Annotated in this window: 19 protein-coding genes; 7 read left to right on the forward strand and 12 right to left on the reverse strand. The window is 66.1% G+C overall.

The genetic code is table 11. The annotated features are described in order from the left end of the window. The first annotated feature begins 85 nt into the window (after positions 1–85). On the forward strand, positions 86–1207 hold the full coding sequence (locus HALRU_RS02525; RefSeq protein ID WP_015299841.1) for a methyltransferase domain-containing protein: 1122 nt from the start codon (positions 86–88) through the stop codon (positions 1205–1207). Between the two features lie 74 nt (positions 1208–1281). Beyond that, the gene (locus HALRU_RS02530) at positions 1282–1503 is read left to right on the forward strand and encodes a hypothetical protein (protein WP_015299842.1); all 222 of its coding nucleotides are present in this window, start codon (positions 1282–1284) and stop codon (positions 1501–1503) included. Between the two features lie 102 nt (positions 1504–1605). Here the strand turns inward: HALRU_RS02530 and HALRU_RS02535 are convergent, their stop codons facing one another. From HALRU_RS02535 to HALRU_RS02545, 3 genes are all read right to left on the reverse strand, one after another. Beyond that, on the reverse strand, positions 1606–2037 hold the full coding sequence (locus HALRU_RS02535; protein ID WP_015299843.1) for an acyl-CoA thioesterase: 432 nt from the start codon (positions 2035–2037) through the stop codon (positions 1606–1608). Positions 2038–2201: 164 nt separating this feature from the next. Next, on the reverse strand, positions 2202–3206 hold the full coding sequence (locus tag HALRU_RS02540; protein WP_015299844.1) for an AAA family ATPase: 1005 nt from the start codon (positions 3204–3206) through the stop codon (positions 2202–2204). A gap of 99 nt (positions 3207–3305) precedes the next feature. After that, positions 3306–4391 (reverse strand): DUF7282 domain-containing protein, encoded by a 1086-nt coding sequence (locus tag HALRU_RS02545; protein ID WP_015299845.1) that lies wholly within the window; start codon positions 4389–4391, stop codon positions 3306–3308. 169 nt (positions 4392–4560) lie between these two features. On the opposite strand from HALRU_RS02545, the gene rnz reads away from it, so the two are divergent. Continuing rightward, complete coding sequence (gene rnz, locus HALRU_RS02550; protein ID WP_015299846.1) at positions 4561–5496, forward strand: ribonuclease Z; 936 nt, start codon at positions 4561–4563, stop codon at positions 5494–5496. Positions 5497–5586: 90 nt separating this feature from the next. After that, positions 5587–7560, forward strand: coding sequence for a DUF460 domain-containing protein (locus tag HALRU_RS02555; protein ID WP_015299847.1), 1974 nt, complete (start codon positions 5587–5589; stop codon positions 7558–7560). A 46-nt stretch (positions 7561–7606) separates the two neighbouring features. Here the strand turns inward: HALRU_RS02555 and HALRU_RS02560 are convergent, their stop codons facing one another. Continuing rightward, positions 7607–7786 carry a DUF7470 family protein gene (locus HALRU_RS02560; RefSeq protein WP_015299848.1) on the reverse strand — a complete coding sequence of 60 codons (180 nt, stop codon included), beginning with the start codon at positions 7784–7786 and terminating at the stop codon, positions 7607–7609. A 134-nt stretch (positions 7787–7920) separates the two neighbouring features. Here HALRU_RS02560 and eif1A point away from each other — a divergent pair, with 134 nt between their 5' ends. The 3 genes from eif1A to HALRU_RS02575 all read left to right on the forward strand — a co-directional run bounded on the left by eif1A (position 7921) and on the right by HALRU_RS02575 (position 10625). Next, positions 7921–8208 (forward strand): translation initiation factor eIF-1A, encoded by a 288-nt coding sequence (eif1A, locus tag HALRU_RS02565; RefSeq protein WP_007699716.1) that lies wholly within the window; start codon positions 7921–7923, stop codon positions 8206–8208. Positions 8209–8709: 501 nt separating this feature from the next. After that, on the forward strand, positions 8710–10269 hold the full coding sequence (locus HALRU_RS02570) for a Na+/H+ antiporter NhaC family protein (RefSeq protein WP_015299849.1): 1560 nt from the start codon (positions 8710–8712) through the stop codon (positions 10267–10269). Continuing rightward, a complete protein-coding gene (locus tag HALRU_RS02575) occupies positions 10266–10625 on the forward strand; it encodes a DUF7513 family protein (RefSeq protein WP_015299850.1) in 360 nt (119 codons plus the stop codon). Before HALRU_RS02570 ends, HALRU_RS02575 begins: the two co-directional genes overlap by 4 nt. 22 nt (positions 10626–10647) lie before the next feature. On the opposite strand, the gene HALRU_RS02580 is transcribed toward HALRU_RS02575, so the two are convergent. The 8 genes from HALRU_RS02580 to HALRU_RS02615 all read right to left on the reverse strand — a co-directional run bounded on the left by HALRU_RS02580 (position 10648) and on the right by HALRU_RS02615 (position 18118). Further along, positions 10648–11760: a pyridoxal-phosphate-dependent aminotransferase family protein gene (locus HALRU_RS02580; RefSeq protein ID WP_015299851.1), complete on the reverse strand. Its 1113-nt coding sequence runs from the start codon at positions 11758–11760 to the stop codon at positions 10648–10650. A 228-nt stretch (positions 11761–11988) separates the two neighbouring features. Then, positions 11989–12462 (reverse strand): plastocyanin/azurin family copper-binding protein, encoded by a 474-nt coding sequence (locus HALRU_RS02585; protein WP_015299852.1) that lies wholly within the window; start codon positions 12460–12462, stop codon positions 11989–11991. Positions 12463–12600: 138 nt separating this feature from the next. Next, a complete protein-coding gene (locus tag HALRU_RS02590) occupies positions 12601–14373 on the reverse strand; it encodes an MATE family efflux transporter (protein WP_015299853.1) in 1773 nt (590 codons plus the stop codon). 330 nt (positions 14374–14703) lie between these two features. Further along, complete coding sequence (gnd, locus tag HALRU_RS02595) at positions 14704–15612, reverse strand: phosphogluconate dehydrogenase (NAD(+)-dependent, decarboxylating) (RefSeq protein ID WP_015299854.1); 909 nt, start codon at positions 15610–15612, stop codon at positions 14704–14706. Positions 15613–15671: 59 nt separating this feature from the next. Then, positions 15672–16100 carry a hypothetical protein gene (locus HALRU_RS02600; protein ID WP_015299855.1) on the reverse strand — a complete coding sequence of 143 codons (429 nt, stop codon included), beginning with the start codon at positions 16098–16100 and terminating at the stop codon, positions 15672–15674. 242 nt (positions 16101–16342) lie between these two features. Then, positions 16343–16807 (reverse strand): hypothetical protein, encoded by a 465-nt coding sequence (locus HALRU_RS02605; protein ID WP_015299856.1) that lies wholly within the window; start codon positions 16805–16807, stop codon positions 16343–16345. A 105-nt stretch (positions 16808–16912) separates the two neighbouring features. Continuing rightward, complete coding sequence (locus tag HALRU_RS02610; protein WP_015299857.1) at positions 16913–17458, reverse strand: hypothetical protein; 546 nt, start codon at positions 17456–17458, stop codon at positions 16913–16915. Between the two features lie 180 nt (positions 17459–17638). Then, positions 17639–18118: a deoxyuridine 5'-triphosphate nucleotidohydrolase gene (locus HALRU_RS02615; RefSeq protein WP_015299858.1), complete on the reverse strand. Its 480-nt coding sequence runs from the start codon at positions 18116–18118 to the stop codon at positions 17639–17641. Between the last annotated feature and the right edge of the window lie 183 nt (positions 18119–18301).

The following is an 18301-nucleotide window of genomic DNA, read 5'->3' on the forward strand; positions in this document are numbered from 1 at the left end:
TCCGAAGCGGCGTCGAAACTGGTGAATCGAGGGTGTGCTCGGGGAAAGCGGTACGCTCATAGCGCGCGCACCGTCACGCTCGTGTGTGTACCTGCTCGAACTCGGCGGCGAAGACGACGCGTTCGCGGCCCAGGAAGCCCGAAGCGCCGCCGTCGACGTCGAGCCACTCGCACCGGGGCTCGCGGTGGCGTCCACCATCGTCCCCGAACGAATTCGTGGGCTCGCCTACACGCACCGGGCGAGCGAACTCGTCGGACACACCGACGCCGACCCGGCGAGCGCTCGCGCGTTGCTTGAGGCGGCACCTCTCGACCGCGAGGGAAGCGTCGCCGTCCGCGCGACGGACGTGAAGGGGACGACGGGCGTCGACACCGCCGCGGCCGAGCGGGCGCTCGGACAGGTACTGGTCGATCGCGGCTTCGACGTCGATCTCGAGACGCCGGACCACGAGCTTCGCGTGGCGTTCTCGACGGGAGCGATCGCAGCCGACGCGGCGGACGCGCGAGAAAACGGACCGGGCGCAGCGGGCGAAACAGCGACACGGGAAGACGACACGGACGCGCCAACTGAATCCGAATCCGTCTGCGCGCTCGGCTGGCTCGCCGCCGAGAGCGTTCGCGACTTCGGCGAGCGTCGACCGACGGACAAGCCGTTCTTCCAGCCGGGGAGCATGGATTCGTTGCTCGCACGCGCGATCTCGAATCTCGCCGGCGCGCGACCGGGGACGACGATCCTCGATCCGATGTGTGGCACCGGCGGCGTCCTCGTGGAAGGGGGCCTGCTCGGCGCCGACGTGATCGGGACCGACGCCCAGTCGAAGATGGTTCGGGGCGCGCGCGAGAACTTGACGCATTTCCTCGACCGCGAGGCGCCGTCACCGGTCGGCGTCGAGCGCGGCGACTGGTTCGTCGCGCGCGGCGACGGGACCCAACTCCCGCTTCCCGACGACGCTGTCGACGCCGTCGTCTTCGACGCGCCCTACGGCCGCCAGTCGAAGATCGAGACCCATCGGCTCTCGGATCTGGTGTCGGGTGCGCTCTCGGAGTCGCGTCGCGTCGCCGATCGGGCGGTCCTCGTCGCGGATCGGTCGTGGGCCACGGAGGCGCGCGCGGCCGGCTGGACGATCGAGGCGGCCTTCGAACGCCGCGTCCACCGCTCGCTGACGCGGTACGTGCTGGTACTCGGCCCCGCAGACGCTCCCTCGTGAGAGTAAATGCCCGTTCTCGCGTTCCGGGGACCCGGTGTGGCTTTTTTTGGTTCGTTCGCCAATATGCGGACGCAATGGAAGCAGAAACACTACGCGAGCGACTCCAGGAGAACGGCGAGCTGATGGTCAACGTCTCGGACTTCGACGCCCAGATCGAACTGCACCTCCACGACACGGAGATCGAAGAAGACACGGTGACCCTCGAGCTCGTCGACGGCACGCTCGAGTTTGACACCGACGAGGTCATCGGCGCGTGGAAACACTACCACTCGCTCGAGGACTACAGCCTCGACTGACGAGGATCAGCGAACGCGACGAATTGGGCCCGGAGACCGAGATTCTGAGCGGAATCGATCCAAGAAAAGCGCGCGGTTCGAGACGACATTCGAGAACGACTGTTATCTCGAGCGCGCCCGCTCGCGTAGCGTTGCTCCCTCGTCGGTTTCGACGTCGAGATCGGGGACGGAGACGGTCTTCCCCGACTCGTCGATCGCGACGAACGTGAACGATGAGGCCGTCGTTCGTTCGGTGTCGCCCGTCCGCGGGTTCTCGCGCCAGGCCCGGAGTGCGACCTCGGCGCTCGTCTCGCCGGCGTCGAAGACGTAGGCCTCGATCAGGGCCGTGTCACCGACGTGAAGCGGGCGCTCGAAGGCGAGCTCGGTCACGCCAGCCGTGACGCAGGGCTCGCCGGCGAAGCGCGTCGCCGCCATCGTCCCCACCTCGTCGAGCCACCGCATCAAATTGCCGCCGTGGAGCGTCCCCAGGCTGTTCGCGTGGTGCGGTTCGACCCGAAATCGATTCCGAATGCGGGTCTCGAGAAGCGTCGGCATACCGGACCCACGTCCGGTCGGGGTAATAGAATGGCGCCGAACATGGCCAACCAGGACGATGCTGGCGCCGCACATGCCAGCGAGTGGCTGGTGTCCCGTCCGTACCGGTCGACGGTGGCACCGCTGTTCGCGATGTAAAACTCTACAACCCGCCTCCAGGATCGTCAGGCTTTCCGACCGAGTTCCGCCAGCAGGTGCGAGACGTGAATCCGATCGCTGGTTCCTTCCTGCATGTCGAACTCGATGTCTGCTACCAGGCGATGAAGTTCGGCGAGGCGCTCGCCCTGGTAGCGCTTGCGACCCTGTTCGAGGATCGCGTCGAGCACTTCCTGGCCGTCCAGCCCTTCGTCGACGAGGAGGTCGTCGAGCGTCTTCCGGGCGTCCGTGAACGCGCCGGCCTCGGCGTCGTCTAACATCCCGTCGATCTCGTCGTCGAGCCCGACCTCTCCGAGGACCTCGTAGGCCGCGCTCATCGTGATCTCGCCGGCGTCGACGGCGGTCGTCTGGGCCGCGAGGATCGCCTCGCGGAGGTTCCCGCCGGCGTAGCCGGCGACGAACTCCAGCCCGTCGGCGTCGTACTCGACGCCCTCGGCCTCGACGATCGGTTCGAGCACCGAGACGATCTCCTCGCTCGTCGGCGCCCGCATCGTCACGGGGAAACACCGCGAGCGGATCGGCGGGATCAGCTTCGTCGGCTGGCGTGTCGTGACGATGAAGCGAGTCGTCCGGTGATGTTGCTCCATGATCCGGCGCAGCGCCTGCTGGAAGTCCTCGCGGACGGCTTCGGCGTTGTCGAGCAAGAGCGTCTTGTGGTCGCCGGCGACGGGCGCGTAGCTCGCCGACTCCTTCAAGACGTGGTTGATCATATCCCGTTTGGACATGTCCGAGCGGCCGACGAGGAAACCCTCGAAGCGGGGATCGTTTTTGATCTCCGTCTTCGTCCGGCCGAAGAAGTCGGCGACGTTGATCTCGATCAGGTCCGAATCCGGGTTGTCGTGCGTTTCGCGGGCCAGCGCCCGGGCGGATGCGGTCTTGCCGCTTCCCGGCGGCCCCTGTAGAATCAGGTTCAGGGGTTCTTCGACGGTCTGACCCAGCGTTTCGCGAGCGTCGTCCTGCGGGAGCTCCGCGAGCGTGGGGGCGTACGCCTCGGTCCACAGCGGCGCGTCCATCGATGCGGGCTAGGGGAAGCCACCGTAAGAATCGGTCGGTTGGCGTCGCGTTCGGACCGCGATCGAGTGCTACCTCGGCGGTGAGCCAGGTCGACGAACTCAGTCCGTCTCGGCCTCCGGGACCTGTACCGTTGCCCGAACCGGATTGTCGCCGAGTTCGTACGGGGCCGGTTCCGCACCCGCGGCGGGGTCGTCGCGGTAGACGATCGCCGTCAGGTTCGAACCGGGTGTGACGTTGCCGACGTCGAGCTCGACGTCCGCGTGGACGCCTGGCGAGAGACGATCGCTGGTCGCCAGCCGCGTGCCGTTGTCGTCCTCGACGGCGACGTAGCCGCCCTCGGGGACGCCCGCCTCGACGACCAGTTCCGACGTCGAGACGTTCTCGACGGTGACGTGGGCCGGTCCGTCGTACTCGACGTCGATTTCGTCTAGCGTCCCGTTTCGTTCGGTGTAGACGCCGTAGGTGTGCGAGCCATTGCCGATGTCGGCCAGACCGACCTCGTAGGTGACCTCGCGCGTCTCGTCCGCAGCGAGTGAGAACACCTTTCGCTCGTAGAGATCGCCGTCGACGCGGAACTCGGCGTGCTGGCGGAGTTCGTTCGCCGTCGGATTACGGATCTCCGCGACGAACTCGACCGGTTCGCTGGTCCGGCCCTCCGACGGACCCGACAGTGACGTGACGACGAACGAGCGTTCGACGTCGTCGGGGCGCTCGACGGCCGTCACCGACGCCGTCTCGGAGACGGGATAGCCGTCGACGACGTAGGGGCGGTCACTCTCACCGTCCTCGTCTCGCGGGTCGAACTCGCCGTCGTCGCTACTGTCTATGTGCGCGGTTGCCGTCAGGCTCCCATAGAGAGAGCCGTCTGCCTCCGCAGTCGCCTCGACGGAGACGTTGTCGTGACTCCCCTCTGAGAGGTGCTCCGACACGCCCACGACGGTTCCCGATTCGTCGGTCACGACGACGAACCCACCCTCAGAGAGTGAGACGGACGAGACGACGACCGACTGGCCGTCGGATTCTTGCGAGTCGAACGTGAGTGAGGCTTCGGGCTCCTGCGCGACCTCGGCGCCGAAGAGTTCGGGAGCCTGTCCGACCACCAGCCCGGCCCCCACCACGATGGCGATGGCGATCAACACGGCGACAACCAGTTTGAGACGACCGAGCGAGGTGGACGGAGACATGTAGTGGTGTCGTACGGATTCCTACGTGCTGGACGTACTTTACTCATGCTTCGTCCCGAATTTCGATAGCTGTTTCCATCGTGGACGAATGGGGCGAAATCGACGGGCTGTGCCAAACGACGGGGCGGTTTCGAAGGGGGTTTAGGCGCCTGTATCCGACCACGTACTGATGTCGTTACGCGTGACGTTCCTCGGGACCAGCGGGGCGATACCGACGGTCGCCCGCAATCCGTGTTCGATCTTCGTCGCCCGGGAAGGGGATTCGCTGCTCTTCGACGCCGGCGAGGGAACCCAGCGCCAACTCATGCGCTATGGGACCGGCTTCGACATTTCCGAGCTGTTCGTCACGCACGTTCACGGCGATCACGTCCTCGGGATCCCGGGTCTCTTGCAGACGATGGACTTCAACGACCGCGAGCGGAAACTCCGGATTCACGTGCCACGAGGGACGCGCCGCCAGGTACGCGAACTGGCGTTTTCACTCGATGCGCACATCTCGTTTCCCGTCGAGATCGCGGACGTCGACGACGGCGACGTCGTCTCCCGCGGCGACGAGTACGAGGTCCGTGCCTTTCGGACGGATCACGACACCCGGTCGGTCGGCTACGCACTGGTCGAAGACGAGCGCAAGGGCCGATTCGACCGCGAGCGCGCGGAGGAACTCGGCGTGCCGGTCGGCCCGAAGTTCTCGCAGCTCCACGAGGGCGAGCCGGTCGAGCTCGACGACGGGACCGTGGTCAGACCGGAACAGGTCGTCGGCGAGCCGCGACCAGGGCGCAGTCTCGTCTACACCGGTGACACCCGCCCGACGGCGCGGACGGTCGAGATCGCCGACGAGCCGGACCTGCTGATCCACGACGCGACCTTCGCCGACGACCGCGCCGAGCGGGCCGCCGACACCGCCCACTCGACGGCCCGGCAGGCCGCCGAGATCGCCAACCGGGCCAGTGCGAAACGGCTGGCGCTGGTCCACCTCTCCTCGCGATACGCCGGCGATCCCGCCGCCCACCTCGCGGAGGCCCGCGAGACGTTCTCGGGCGACGCCGACGACGTCTCCCTGCCCGACGACGGGACCGAGATCGAGATTCCGTACCCGGACGCCTGAACGGGTCACCCAGACACGGACTGTCAGTTGCTCCCGGCAGATTTCCGCACCCGCGTCGGATTTATACGCGGTCCGGCCCTACCATCGGATGTGCACACGCGAACGAGTGCGCTCGATTCGGTCGTCTTCGGCGTCGACGTCCACCAGGGGGACGTCCGGGGTGACGCCTCCTACGCGCTCGTGGTGCTGACCGACGACGGCGTCGAGCGAGACGTGGTCTCACATCGGAAGCTACGGCGACTCATCGCCGGTCGGGAACCGGCGATCGTGGCTACCGACAACATGTACGAACTCGCCGCGGACAAGGACGCCCTCATCCACTTTCTGGGCTCGCTCCCGGCGGAGACCAGGCTCGTCCAGGTGACCGGCGACGAGCGCCCGGAGCCCCTCTCCCGGGTCGCCAGCCGCCACGGGATTCCGTACGGGTCCGATCCAATGCAGGAAGCCGAGGCCGCGGCCAGGCTCGCCGCGCACAACGTCGGCCAGGAGGTCTCCGCCTTTACGGACACGACCGAGGTGAAGGTCTCACGCGGGCGTTCGACCGGCAGCGGCGGCTGGAGCGAGGACCGCTATACGCGACGGATTCACGGCTCCGTCAAGAAGCGCGCTCGCGAGGTCGAATCCGAACTCGACGAGGCGAACATCGACTACGAGCGCGAGGTCCGCGAGGCCTACGGCGGCTTCGCCAACGCCGTCTTCACCGTCCAGGCCCGACCCGAGGACATTCCCGTCTCGGCGGCGCGTTCGGGCGACGTTCGCGTCGAGATCGAGCGTGAGCGCCGCGACGGCATCGAGTTCCGCCCGCTCGCCAAACGCCTAGAGTACGTCGTGGTGGGGATCGATCCCGGGACGACGACCGCGGTCGCCGTCGTCTCGCTCGACGGGCAGGTCCACGACGTCTGGAGTTCGCGAACGAGCGACACCGCCGACGTGATCGAGTGGATCGTCGAGCGCGGCCGGCCGGTCGTCGTCGCCGCAGACGTGACGCCGATCCCCGAGACGGTCGAGTCGTTCCGGCGGAGCTTCGACGCCGCCGCCTGGACGCCCGAACGCGATCTGGCGATCGACGAGAAGCAACACCGCACTCGCGAGCACCCCTACGACGACGATCACCAGCGCGACGCCCTGGCAGCCGCCCTCTTCGCCGCCGACGCCCACGAAGATCAGTTCGAGCGGATCGCCGCGAAGGTGCCACCGGGCGTCGATCGAGGCGTCGTCATCGACCGTGTCGTCGCCGGCGAGGAGTCCGTCGAGGCGGTCCTGGCGGACCTTCAGGACGACGCCGAACCCGAAGAGCCTGACGAGACCCACGAGCCGCGAGAACTCACGCCCGAGGAAAAACGGATCCGCCAGCTCGAAAACCAGGTCGATCGCCTCCAGGACCACGTCGCGGAGCTCGAAGGACAGGTAGCCGAGCGCGACGAACGCATCGACTCGCTCGAAGCCGACCTCGAGACGGCACGGAGCGAAGCCCGCAGAGAGGTCCGGACCGATCGCGAGGTCACCCGGCTGAAGCGGCGGGCGAATCAGCTCGAACGTGAGCGTGACGACGCCCGCGAAGAGGCCGCGGCGCTCGAAGACAAGGTCGATCGGATGAAGGCGCTCTGGAAACTCGATCACTCGAACTTCGCCGACGTCTCGGCGAAGAAGGCGGGGCTGGTCCCCGTCAAAGTGATCGAGAAATTCACTCGGGACGCGATCCGCGAGGCCGACGAAGCCTACGGACTGGCCCCCGACGACGTCGTCTTCCTCCGAGACGCGAGTGGCGCCGGTCGATCCACAGCGACCGCACTCGCCGAGTACGACCCGCGCGTCGTCTTGCGAGCCAAGGGCGGCCTCTCCGAGGTCGCCGATCGCATCCTCTTCGACGCCGAGATTCCGGTCGCCCCCGCGGACGACGTCGCCATGCAGGAAGTCGACGAACTCGCCGTCGCCCGCGAAGACGACGTCGAAGCGGCTATCGATGACTGGCGCACCAGAGCGCGTGAACGAAAGCGCGAACGCAAGGCGTCTATGGTCGATCGCGTCATCAGCGAGCATCGCGCGGGCGACAACGAGGCGTGAGCGACGCGAGCTCGCCGACCGAACGGCCGCGGTTCGCAAAACCGGTTTAGAACATTCCGAACGACTGCATCACGGAGGTGATGAGTCCCTTCGCGATCAGCGCGATGCCGACGAGTACCAGTGCGAGGCCCACCGCCACTTGCCAGTAGTACAGGCCGATGAAACCGAGACCAGCGAGTAGCAGCACGATTCCGGCCAGTCCGCTCATTCCGAGCTTATCGATCATACGCCGAGTGGCCGGGCCTGACGAATAAAGACGCTGATTCGATTCCGATCGGCAACGGCCCGGGCACAGAAAGGCGCCCACCACGCTCGGAACAACCGTTAACAGTTAAACGCCTCCGACACGAACCGCTGCCCATGAGTGACGAGGAGGGCGGTCGGAAGAACCTCCGAATGCCTGACGACGACGAGGTGTTCGCGACCGTCACGGACATGCTGGGGGCGAACCGGGTCAAAGTGCGCTGTGCCGACGGAACGGAACGAACGGCCCGCATTCCGGGCAAGATGCAAAAGCGCATCTGGATCCGCGAGGACGACGTCGTCCTCGTCTCGCCGTGGGACTGGCAGGACGAGAAGGCCGACATCACCTGGCGCTACGAGAAGGCCGACGCCGATCAACTCCGGCGCGAGGGCCATATTCAGTAACCCGAACTTTTTCTCTGTCGTTCGAGAGAGCGGAGCTCTCTCGTGATGACGAAAGGCGCAAAGCGCCTTTCGAACCACGGGCGCGGCGTAGCCGCGCTCTCGGAAAAATCCTCAAAAGAGCCGGAGGCTCTTTTGGACCTCGCGGAAGCGAAGCTTCCGCTTAGCTTCGATGAAAAGCACTCCTCCCTCCCCGCCAGCCGCGCTTCGCGCGGCTTCTCGGTCGGTCGTCGGCCCGCTCGCTCGGCTCACGGCCCTGCCGTTCGCCGTCCGTGGTTCTCGGCCTTCGACCTCCGAACCACGCTTCGCTCGCGGTGAGGATCACATGGCGCGTCAACCGGGCGCATCCGAATTCGCCGGTCCCATCAGTCATCGCTGGTTACCCGGGATTCGCCGCACTGGCGTCGGAGCGGCCTAAAACATCGATTCTGACAGAAAACCAGCACAGAATATATGTAGAACATGATCAATAGTCACGGTTGTGAGTCACGCGTGAGTGGTAATATGAGCGACAACGGGGGTGAATCGTTTCCGGACGAACTCTCCGACTCGGTCGGAGGTGAAGAGATCGAGTTCTACGGCGGTCGTGGGATGAGCGCGGTGCCGATCCTCTTCTTCATCGTGTGGGCGATCTTCCAGACCGCATTCTTACGGATCTCGAGCGAGCGTGGGCTCGTCCTCGGGATTCTCATCGGGCTGATCGCCGGGATGTTCTTCGTGAAAGGCTCCTGGCGCGGCTACGCGAGCACGATCTTCGAAGGGATGACCCAGCCGGTCGCGGTGACGGCGATCGTCGCCTGGGTCTGGGCGGGCATGTTCGCGGAGACGCTACAGGCAGGTCAGTTCGTGGGCGGCCTGCTCTGGTTCGCCGAGGCGGCCGGTGTGACGGGCACGCTCGTGCCCGCGATCACGTTCGTCCTTGCGGCGCTGCTCGCGACCGGTATCGGCACCGGCTACGGGACGACGATCGCGTTCGTCTCGCTGTTCTTCCCGGCGGGCCTCGTCCTCGGGGCGAACCCCGTCCTGCTGTTCGGCGCCATCCTCTCGGGGGCCATCTTCGGCGACAATCTGGCACCGGTCAGCGACACGACCATCGTCAGCGCCGTCACGCAGGATTCGGACATCGGCGGCGTCGTCGCCTCGCGGTTCAAGTACGCGATCGTCGCTGCGATCGTCGCGTTCATCGGGTACGTGGTCGCGGGGTCGATGATGAGCGGTGCGGACATCGCCGGAAACGCGGAGACGATTCTGGGAGATGCGACGAACGCGGTCGGGCTGGTCCACCTGCTCTCGATGGGGGTGGTGATCGTCACCGCGGTCGTGGGTCGCCACATCGTCGAGGCGATCTCCTGGGGGATCGTCGTCGCCGTCGTCGCGAACCTGACCCTCGGACTCGCGTCCGCAGGTACGATGCTCACCTTCGAGGCGCCCGACAATGCGCCCGGAGCCGAGCTCCTGGAACCACTCCCGATCGTCGAGACATTCGACCCCCAGCTGGACAGGAGCGCCGAGGTGACCGGCAGCCTCGTCGAGGGCGCGGCCGGCTTCTTCACGCTCTCGATCCTCGTCCTGTTCATCATCGCGGCGGCCCAGATCATGATCCGCGGCGGGGCGTTCCAGGCGGTCCTCGACTGGTCGCTCGACAGTCTGGCGACGAACGTGCGCAACGCGGAGCTGACGATGGTCGGCTCGGCGGCGCTCATCAACGCGACGATCACGATCAACACCGCCGCCGAGGTCGCCATCGGGCCGTACATCTCCAAAGTCGGCGAGCGGTTCAACATCAACGGCTACCGCCGGGCGAATATCTTGGACGCACAAACGTCCGCGCTCGGCTACATCTTCCCGTGGTCCGGCGGCGTCCTCGTCGGCTTCACGACGATGCAGGAGTTACCCGCCGACTTCGATTTCTTCACCGACGCGATGGTCATCAATCCGATCGACGTCGTCCCCTACGTCTTCCACGGCTGGCTGCTCGTGGCGGTGTTCGTCCTCGCGGCGATCACCGGCTTCGGTCGTGAGTACACTATCGACCGCGAGTCCACGGAGGTGTCGCGCGTATGAGCTTCCTCGAAAAGTACCTCGCCGGATGGACGTTCCGGACGTCGACGCCGTCGCTCACGGTGGGCTCGGAGGTAAACGTCTTCGTCCATCGCTACGACGAGCACGCCGGCGATGGCGATGGCTCGACCGCGGATACAGCCACGGCGACGGGAGCCGAGAACGACACGGAGACGCCCACCGAATCCACGGGCATGGGCGTCGCGGACATCGGCGACACCCGTCTCTACGTCGAGGGCGTCGGGCCGGAGCACGTCGACGTGCAGATTCGGGTGCGAATCACCGAATTCGACGAGTCGACCGCGACCGGCCGCGGCGAATTCGTCCAGGTCGTCGGCGAGAGTTCCTACGCCGGGTGATCTGACGACGGATTCAGTTCGACTATAGTTCAGCCACGTCCTCGATCGCATCGGTCAGCGCCCGGATGCTCTCGACATCGTGTTCGCCCATGTGGCCGATTCGAAACGTCTGCTCGCCGAGTTGCGACCCGTAGCCGTTGGAGAAGACCATGTCGTACTCCTCGGAGACGGTTTCGATCGTCTCGGCGACGTCGATTCCCCGGGTGTTCTCGATACAGGCCACCGTCTGGGATTCGTAGCCTTCCTCGGGGAACAGTGCGAAGTGCTCGCGGGCCCACTCGCGGGTGTACTCGGCCATCTCGCGGTGGCGCTGGTCGCGGGCGTCGTGGCCCTCGTCCAGCATGTGCTTCATCTGTGTGTGGTAGGCGAGCATGATCGGGATGGCCGGCGTCGAGTGGGTCTGGCCCTTGCGGTCGTAGTAGTCGATCGTGCGCTGGAAGCCACCGTACCACGCGGCCGAGTCGGATGCGACCTCGCGTTCGTAGGCGTCGTCGCTGACGACACAGACCGCGAGGCCGGGCGGCATGGCGAAAGCCTTCTGGACGGAGGTGAAGATGACGTCGATCCCGTGGGCGTCGATGTCGACGGCGTCGCCGCCCAGCGAGGAGACGGCGTCGACGACGAAGTACGTGTCCGGGTACTCGGACACGACGTCGCCGATCGCCTCCACCGGGTTCCGGACCCCGGTCGAACTCTCGTTCATCACGCAGGTGACGACGTCGTAGTCGGTGTCACTCACCTCGAGTCGGTCGCGAACGTCCTCGGGCTTGACCGCCTTGCCCCACTCGTATTCGAGGGTGTCGACCGATTTGCCGAGACGCTCGGCGACGTTCGCCTGTCGCTCCGAGAAACTCCCGCAGGTCGTACAGAGGACGTGTTCGTCGACGAGGTTCTGGATCGCACTCTCCATGAACGCCGTCCCGGACCCGGAGAGGACGATCACGTCGTTGTCGGTGTCGAGGAAGTCCTTCGTGTCCTCGACGATCGTCGTATAGAGGTCCGTCATGCGATCCATGCGGTGGCCGAACATGGGTTCGCACATCGACTCGGCGACGTCCTCGCGGACCTCGGTCGGGCCGGGAATGTACAGCGTCTTCTCGGGATAGTCGGCTCTGTATTCGCGTGTTTCGGTCACGGTATCACTGCCGTGGCCGAAACTGTGTGGGGAACAGGTATGATCCTTGTGATGAACGCGATTCTTGGTCCGAATCCGCGATCGCTGACGATGCGCTCTCGTTCGAGCCACGGCTCGGTACCTGTATCGATCGGCCTCGTCACGGACGGCTGGTCGGACTCACCGCCTTCGGAGCGTACGTGCTACCGCAGTGACGGAACGGAACAAAAGACGATCTATCGCAGTCGCTTACTCGACGACGATGGAGCCTTCCATGCCCGAGTGGGGCTGACAGCGGTAGGTCGTGATCTCGCTGGTCGCCTCGAACTCGAGGATCTGGTCGTCGCCCGGTTCCATCGCGAGATCCGTCTCCAGGCCGTCGACGACCGAGCCGCTGTCGTCGCGCAGTTCGATGTTGTGGCCCGCGCCGTTGCCCTCGTCCCACCCGATCGTGTACGTCTCGCCCTCGGTCAACACCAGCGTCGGGTTCTGCGTGCCCTCGATCTCCGGCGGCGCGTTACCCTCCCAGTGGCTCGTCAGCCCGGCGAACATGATCTCCGTCCCGGGCTCGATCTCGTACTCGTCGCCACCGCCGGTATTGTCGTCGCCACCCGAGCCGTCTCCGTTCCCGTTGTCGCTACTGCCACAGCCTGCCAGGGTCACAGCCGCGAGCGACGCACCAGTCGCCTTCAGCACCGTCCGTCGGTTTGTAGCATCGTGCATAGGTTCTCCAGTCACAGGTTGGTATCGAAACCCGTTCAAAAGCGGGGGCGATTCCCGGTCAGTGGGAGTGGGGCGAATATGTTCGATTTCGGGACCGTGTCGCCAGTTGGGTTGTGGATCACCCGGGACAGCTTATTGCTATTCGTCACCGGCCGAGACGGCTGCGGGCTGTCCGGACCCACTGTCCGGCTCTCCCGGGTCGTCGATGTACTTCTCTCGCCACGTGCCACGGCTGAACCAGGCGACCCCGACGAGTGCGCCGACGACGTTCCCGAGGGCCATCCCGATCCAGATGCCAGTCGCGCCGAGGCCGAACGCACTGATCGTGATCCCGACGACGGGAACCGTCACCGACCAGTTGAACGCGAGGACGAAGACGCTGACGACCCGACCAACCCAGAGGGTGAGCATCGAGATGACCATCGCGGTCCTCGTGTTCCCTGCCCCGCGGAACCCGCCGAGAACTACCTGTGAGACGCCGATAAACGCGAACTCGACGGTTCGGGTACGGACGTACTCGACACCCAGGGCCTCCACGATCGCGGCGTCTTGCACGTCGGGGCCGATGAACACCGAGACGATCGGTTCCGTAAACGCCAGCGCGACGACCGCGACGAGGAGCATCACGCCGGCACCGGTCGAGGCGGCGAGTGTGACGGCGCGTGCCGCTCGGTCGGCCCGATCTGCCCCCAGGTTCTGCCCGACCATCGTGTCGATGGCCCGGCCGAGCCCCATCGCCGGGAGGAAGACGAGTGAGATGAGCCGGTTCCCGAGCCCGAAGGCCGTCACGACCGGTGGGGCAAACGTCACGATCATCGCCGTCAGCGTGATCATCGCCATCGCCGACATGGCCTGCTCGACCATGCTGGGCGTCCCCAGTCGGACGATGTCACGAATCACGTCGAGATCGGGGACGAGGTGGCTCGTCTCGATATCGGGCCCGCGCGAGGTGGCAAAGAGGACGTAGACGCCGACCGCCGTCGCGACGGCACGCGCACCGATGGTCGCGAGCGCCGCCCCTTCGATCCCCCAGCCGGTGAAACCGGTCAGCTCGTACAGTGTCGCTTCCAGTGCGAGGAAGTCGATCGTCCCGAGCACCGGGACACCGGCGAGCATCCCGAACAGCGGGTTGTCGGCGAACCCGAAGATCAAGAACGGGTCGGCGACGACGTTGACGACGACCGAGACGACCATCACGAGCATCGGCGTCCGGGTGTCGCCGTACCCTCGCATGAGCGCGGAGAAGACGAAGAACCCACCGACGAGCGGAAGCCCGAGGAAGAAGACCTCCATGTAATCGGCGGCCAGTGGGATCACCGTCGCCTTGGTGTCCGGGTCGCTCGGCAGGATCGAAAGCGCCGGGCGCGTGTAGAAGTACCCGACGATCGCGATCACGACCGAGAGGAGCATGACGAACGACAGCGTCTGACCCGCGACGAGTCCCGACGATCGCTCCCCGCGGGCACCCGTGTACTGGGCGACCAGAATCGCCCCGGCCGTCGTGAAGCCGCCGGCGATCGCGATCATGAGGAAGATCAGCGGAAACGCCAGGCTGATCGCGCCGACGGACTCCGTCGAGAGCCGACCGAGCCACAGCGTGTCGGCGACGTTGTAGGTGACCTGCAACAGCTGGATGACGACGATCGGCCACGCGAGGTGAAAGAGCGGCTTGACGAGACTCCCCTCGGTGATCGACGACGAGGCCGGATCCGAACCCCCGGCTCCAGCGTCGGCGTCCGGGCCGGCAGTCTCACCGGCGGCCCCGTTTGCCGCGTCCGCCGGCGCTTCGCCGGACGGGCCAGTCTGTCGGCTGTCGGCTGGTGCCGGGCGACCGTCGTCCGAACTCGAGTCCGGAGACTCGGGACGGTCGGATGGAGCGTCAGTCGGGTCGGAGTCGTCTGAGTCGGTCATCGTCTCACGTGAGGGCAGTCGTCGATCGGCTCACAGGGGGTACCCACAGCGAGGCGGCGGTGGTGGTCGAGCCGGGTCCGGTGGCCGGCAGGCGATGCGATCGTCTCGACCAGGCGCAGTTGAGCGCAGACCGGGCGGCAGGAGACGGACTGGCTGTCGAGAGACCACCTGAAGGCGGGTACCGAACCCCCGATAGCGGGGGCGGGTCGTACGTACCGGACACTGCCGTCGCCCGCCCATCAATTTTGTGAAATACGAGCGTCCGCGAGTGACCGACCGGACGTAGCGTTCCGAACCGGTCGTTCGCGATTCAGGACAGTCTGCCGCAATTCAGGACCGACGCTGGACCTCGTGACGGCCGAACCCGTAGCGGAGCCGGTTCGCGAGTCTGCGGGAGAACCGACCGTCGTCCGCACGGGAACCGAACCGCTCGGCGAGCGCCGTGTAGATCAGCGGGACCGGAACCTCCTGCTCGAGGCCCTCCTGCACGGTCCACGTCCCCGTCGAACCACCCTCGATCCGATCGGCGACGTCACCGAGCGCGGCTCCCTCCTCGCGGAACGCCTCCTCACAGAGTTCGAGCAGCCACGAGCGGATGACCGCCCCGTTGTTCCAGACGCCGGCGACCGCTTCGAGGTCCAGGTCGTATCGCCCCTCGTGGAGCAGTTCGAATCCTTCGCCGTAGGCCTGCATGAGTGCGTACTCGACGCCGTTGTGGACCATCTTGACGTAGTGGCCCGCTCCCGACGGCCCCATCCGCGCGTGGCCGTCGGGTCCCGTCGCGACGGCGTCGAAGACGGGTTCGAGCGCCTCGTACGCCCACGCCGGCCCACCGACCATCAGCGAAAAGCCGAGTTCGGCGCCGGCAGGGCCACCGGACGTGCCACAGTCGAGGTAGGCCGCGGGGCAGGCCTCGGCTCGCCGGACGGAGTCTTCGTAGTACGAATTGCCACCGTCGACGACCACGTCGTCGCCGTCGAGGTGCGACTCCAGGTCGTCGAGCGCGGCGTCGACGGCTGGCCCTGCAGGCACCATCAACCAGACGCACGAGGGTCCGTCCGTCGCCGCGAGCTGCGTCGCCAGATCGGCCACCGAGTCGGCCGGCTCCGCACCGGCGTCGGCCGCCGCGGCGACGGCGTCTTCGTCCAGATCGAACGCGACCACGTCGTGACCGGCGTCGAGACAACGGTCCGCGACAATCTGGCCCATCCGTCCGAGCCCAATCAGTCCCAGTTGCATGGCGCTCACTCGATGCGCCGCTGTCGTGAGCGTTGCGGTTTCCCCAGTCGACGAGCGCCTCAGTAAGCGGCCTCTTCGAGGCGGGCCCAGCCGACCGCATCCAGCACGACGATTCGGTCACCCCACCGAACGTACACCCCATTGTACTCGCCGTCGTCACCGTCGTAGTACGGAACCGTCTCGCGAAGGGTGTCGACGACGCTCCAGGCGCTCTCGTCGGTGAACGTCACTTCCGCCCACGATGCGTCGTCGTCGCTGGCGACGGCACGCTCGATCGCATGGGTAGCGCCCGGAATCTCCTGGAGGCGACGGGACGTACTGTCGACGACCGTCGCTGCCTGCGGGACCTCCTCGACGATGCGTGCTCCGATACTGGCCTGGACGTGTGCTCGCTGGCGTCTTCGCCCAACTTGAAGCGCGAATCCGACGAGGGCTGCCGCGCCGACGACCAGCGCCGACAACCCGAGTGTCCTGCCACGGCCCATCATGCACCTACCTGAAATCGAACGGGTAAGTATCTTTCGCGGGAGATTTCAGAAGTGAGAACGGGTGCGTTGCGCCTCGAAAACGGGCGGGGCCGGCGGTATCTCGAATCAGGCCGGGAGAAAATATATTCCTATCATCAGGTTAAATTCCACCGGCTCACGATAGATCGACACTGGACTGGTGAGAGGATCAGTGGGAGGAAGGACACCGGCTCGACGGCAGTATTGGCGACACAACCGCGCACCTAGAGCAGCGTGGCAGCGTTCGCCGAGATCGCGCCGGCGACGAGTAACAGCGCAAGCGAGACGAGCGCTGCGGCGCGGAACAGGAAGAGGCTGTCACGCGCCGGTTCGCGAAGTTGCTTCGCGTCGAGGCCGGTCTCGAAGCGACTCGCGGCGATCTCGACGAGTGCGGTCAGGACGAGCCAGAGGAGCGTCATGAGCACCACGAGTTGACCGTTCGTCGTCGAGACCAGACTTTCACTCGTGTAGATCCGGCCGGCAAGGTGACCACCGGTCAGCAACAGAACGAGCGAACTTACCCGGGAGATGCGTTTGAGCGTGCGCAAGAGTGTGTAGAGCGGATCGGTCGTCGTGAACACGCCGTCGCGGGCGGCCGGGACGACCGACAGCGCGACGTAACAGACGCTGCCGGCCCAGATCGCCGCGACGAGAAGATGCGTCATCCGCGCGAGAACGAGGTCGATCATACTCGAACGACGTGACGACACGCAGTTGAACGTTCCGATGCATCCGACCGGTCGGGACAACTGGACGGCCCTCCCGAAACGCCCAACCCGCGATCCACCGGTCCGCTACTCGTCGATCCAGGACGGGAGTCGGCGTCTGACGAGCGCGTAGCCGACCGAGAAAAGCAGGCCGAGGGCGACCAGTGGACGAACGGGGCCGTCGAAGACGACGAGGGCAGGAATCGCGAGGAGGGCCCCGAGTGCGGCGTCTTCGGGCGCGCCATCGTAGCGAATCCACCGTCTGGGGCGGATCCACTGGCCGTGCCAGTGGTCGAAGACGGCGCGATCGATCGGGTTCGTCCAGGGGTCGAACCCGGCCCCGCCGCCGACGACGTCCGTCACCGCGTGGACCCAGGCGACGGTCAAAAACGCCGCGAGACCGACGGCTGCCGGAGTCGAGACGATCGTCGCCCCGATCATCGCCGCGGCGGCCGGGCCGGCTCCCAGGACAGGGAAGTGGAACGTTCGACGGTGTGTGAAGAGTAGATCGAGATCCGGCGCGATACCGCCGACGATCGCGCCTGCCGCCAGTGGCGCCGCGACGTCGGGGGCGACGACGGCGATCGGCGCCACGAGCGCGAGTCCGACGAGCGCGTGCGTCGTCGCCATCATGCGATGTACCCCATCATGCGACGGTTCGTGCGGTGTGCACCATCATGCAGCGTTTCCCTCGCGAGTCGTATTGTCGTGCAATGGTTCAGCCGTGAGTGGCGTCCGATCGATCCAGTTTCGAGGAACGGCTACTCGGGAGCGTGGCAATCGAGTGGGTAGTCAGGTCGCCGCGCGGGCGGGTTACAGATTTTCGCCCTGATACGTGCCGTCGTAGACGTCCTCGTGCTCGGCCTCGGCGAGGACGAACTGGGCGATTCGGGCGCCGCGTTCGAGTTCGATGTCGTGGTGGACCTGCAACAGTCCCTCGCCACGACCCTCGTACCCGGCGTCCCAGACGGCCGTGTTGAGCATGCAGGAATTGCGCATGAGCGACGAGCGCGGGTAGACGAAGCCGACGTGCCCTTCGGGGACGCTGATCTGCTCGGCGTAGCGCGCGACGTAGGTTCCCTCGGGGAGGTAAAACGTTGCGGGCGCCTTCTCGTCGAGTTCCTCGAGGGGGCGGGCGACCCGGTCACCGATTTCTTTGCCGTCGCGCGTGATGCGACCCGGTTCGAGCTGTTCGAAGACGACGTCGAGCGTGAGGTCGACCCCGTTCGGCTGTTCCTGTTCGTCCGTCGTCGGCGTGACGTGATCGGCCACGAACGCGCCCGAGCGGTACATGACAGGACCAGGCGCCGGTATCGCCAAAAGCGTATCGCGTTCGACCGAGGCTGTCGACGGTGTACACGCCCCACGAACACGACTCACAGGGACCAGCTTGTCGCATTGCTCACTGGTGAACACAGGCCACAGCGACAACTGGCGGCGGTCACGACCGACGGACCAGCCCAGCCATCACGGACC

The organism is Halovivax ruber XH-70, assembly GCF_000328525.1.
In the GTDB taxonomy this organism is placed as follows: domain Archaea; phylum Halobacteriota; class Halobacteria; order Halobacteriales; family Natrialbaceae; genus Halovivax; species Halovivax ruber.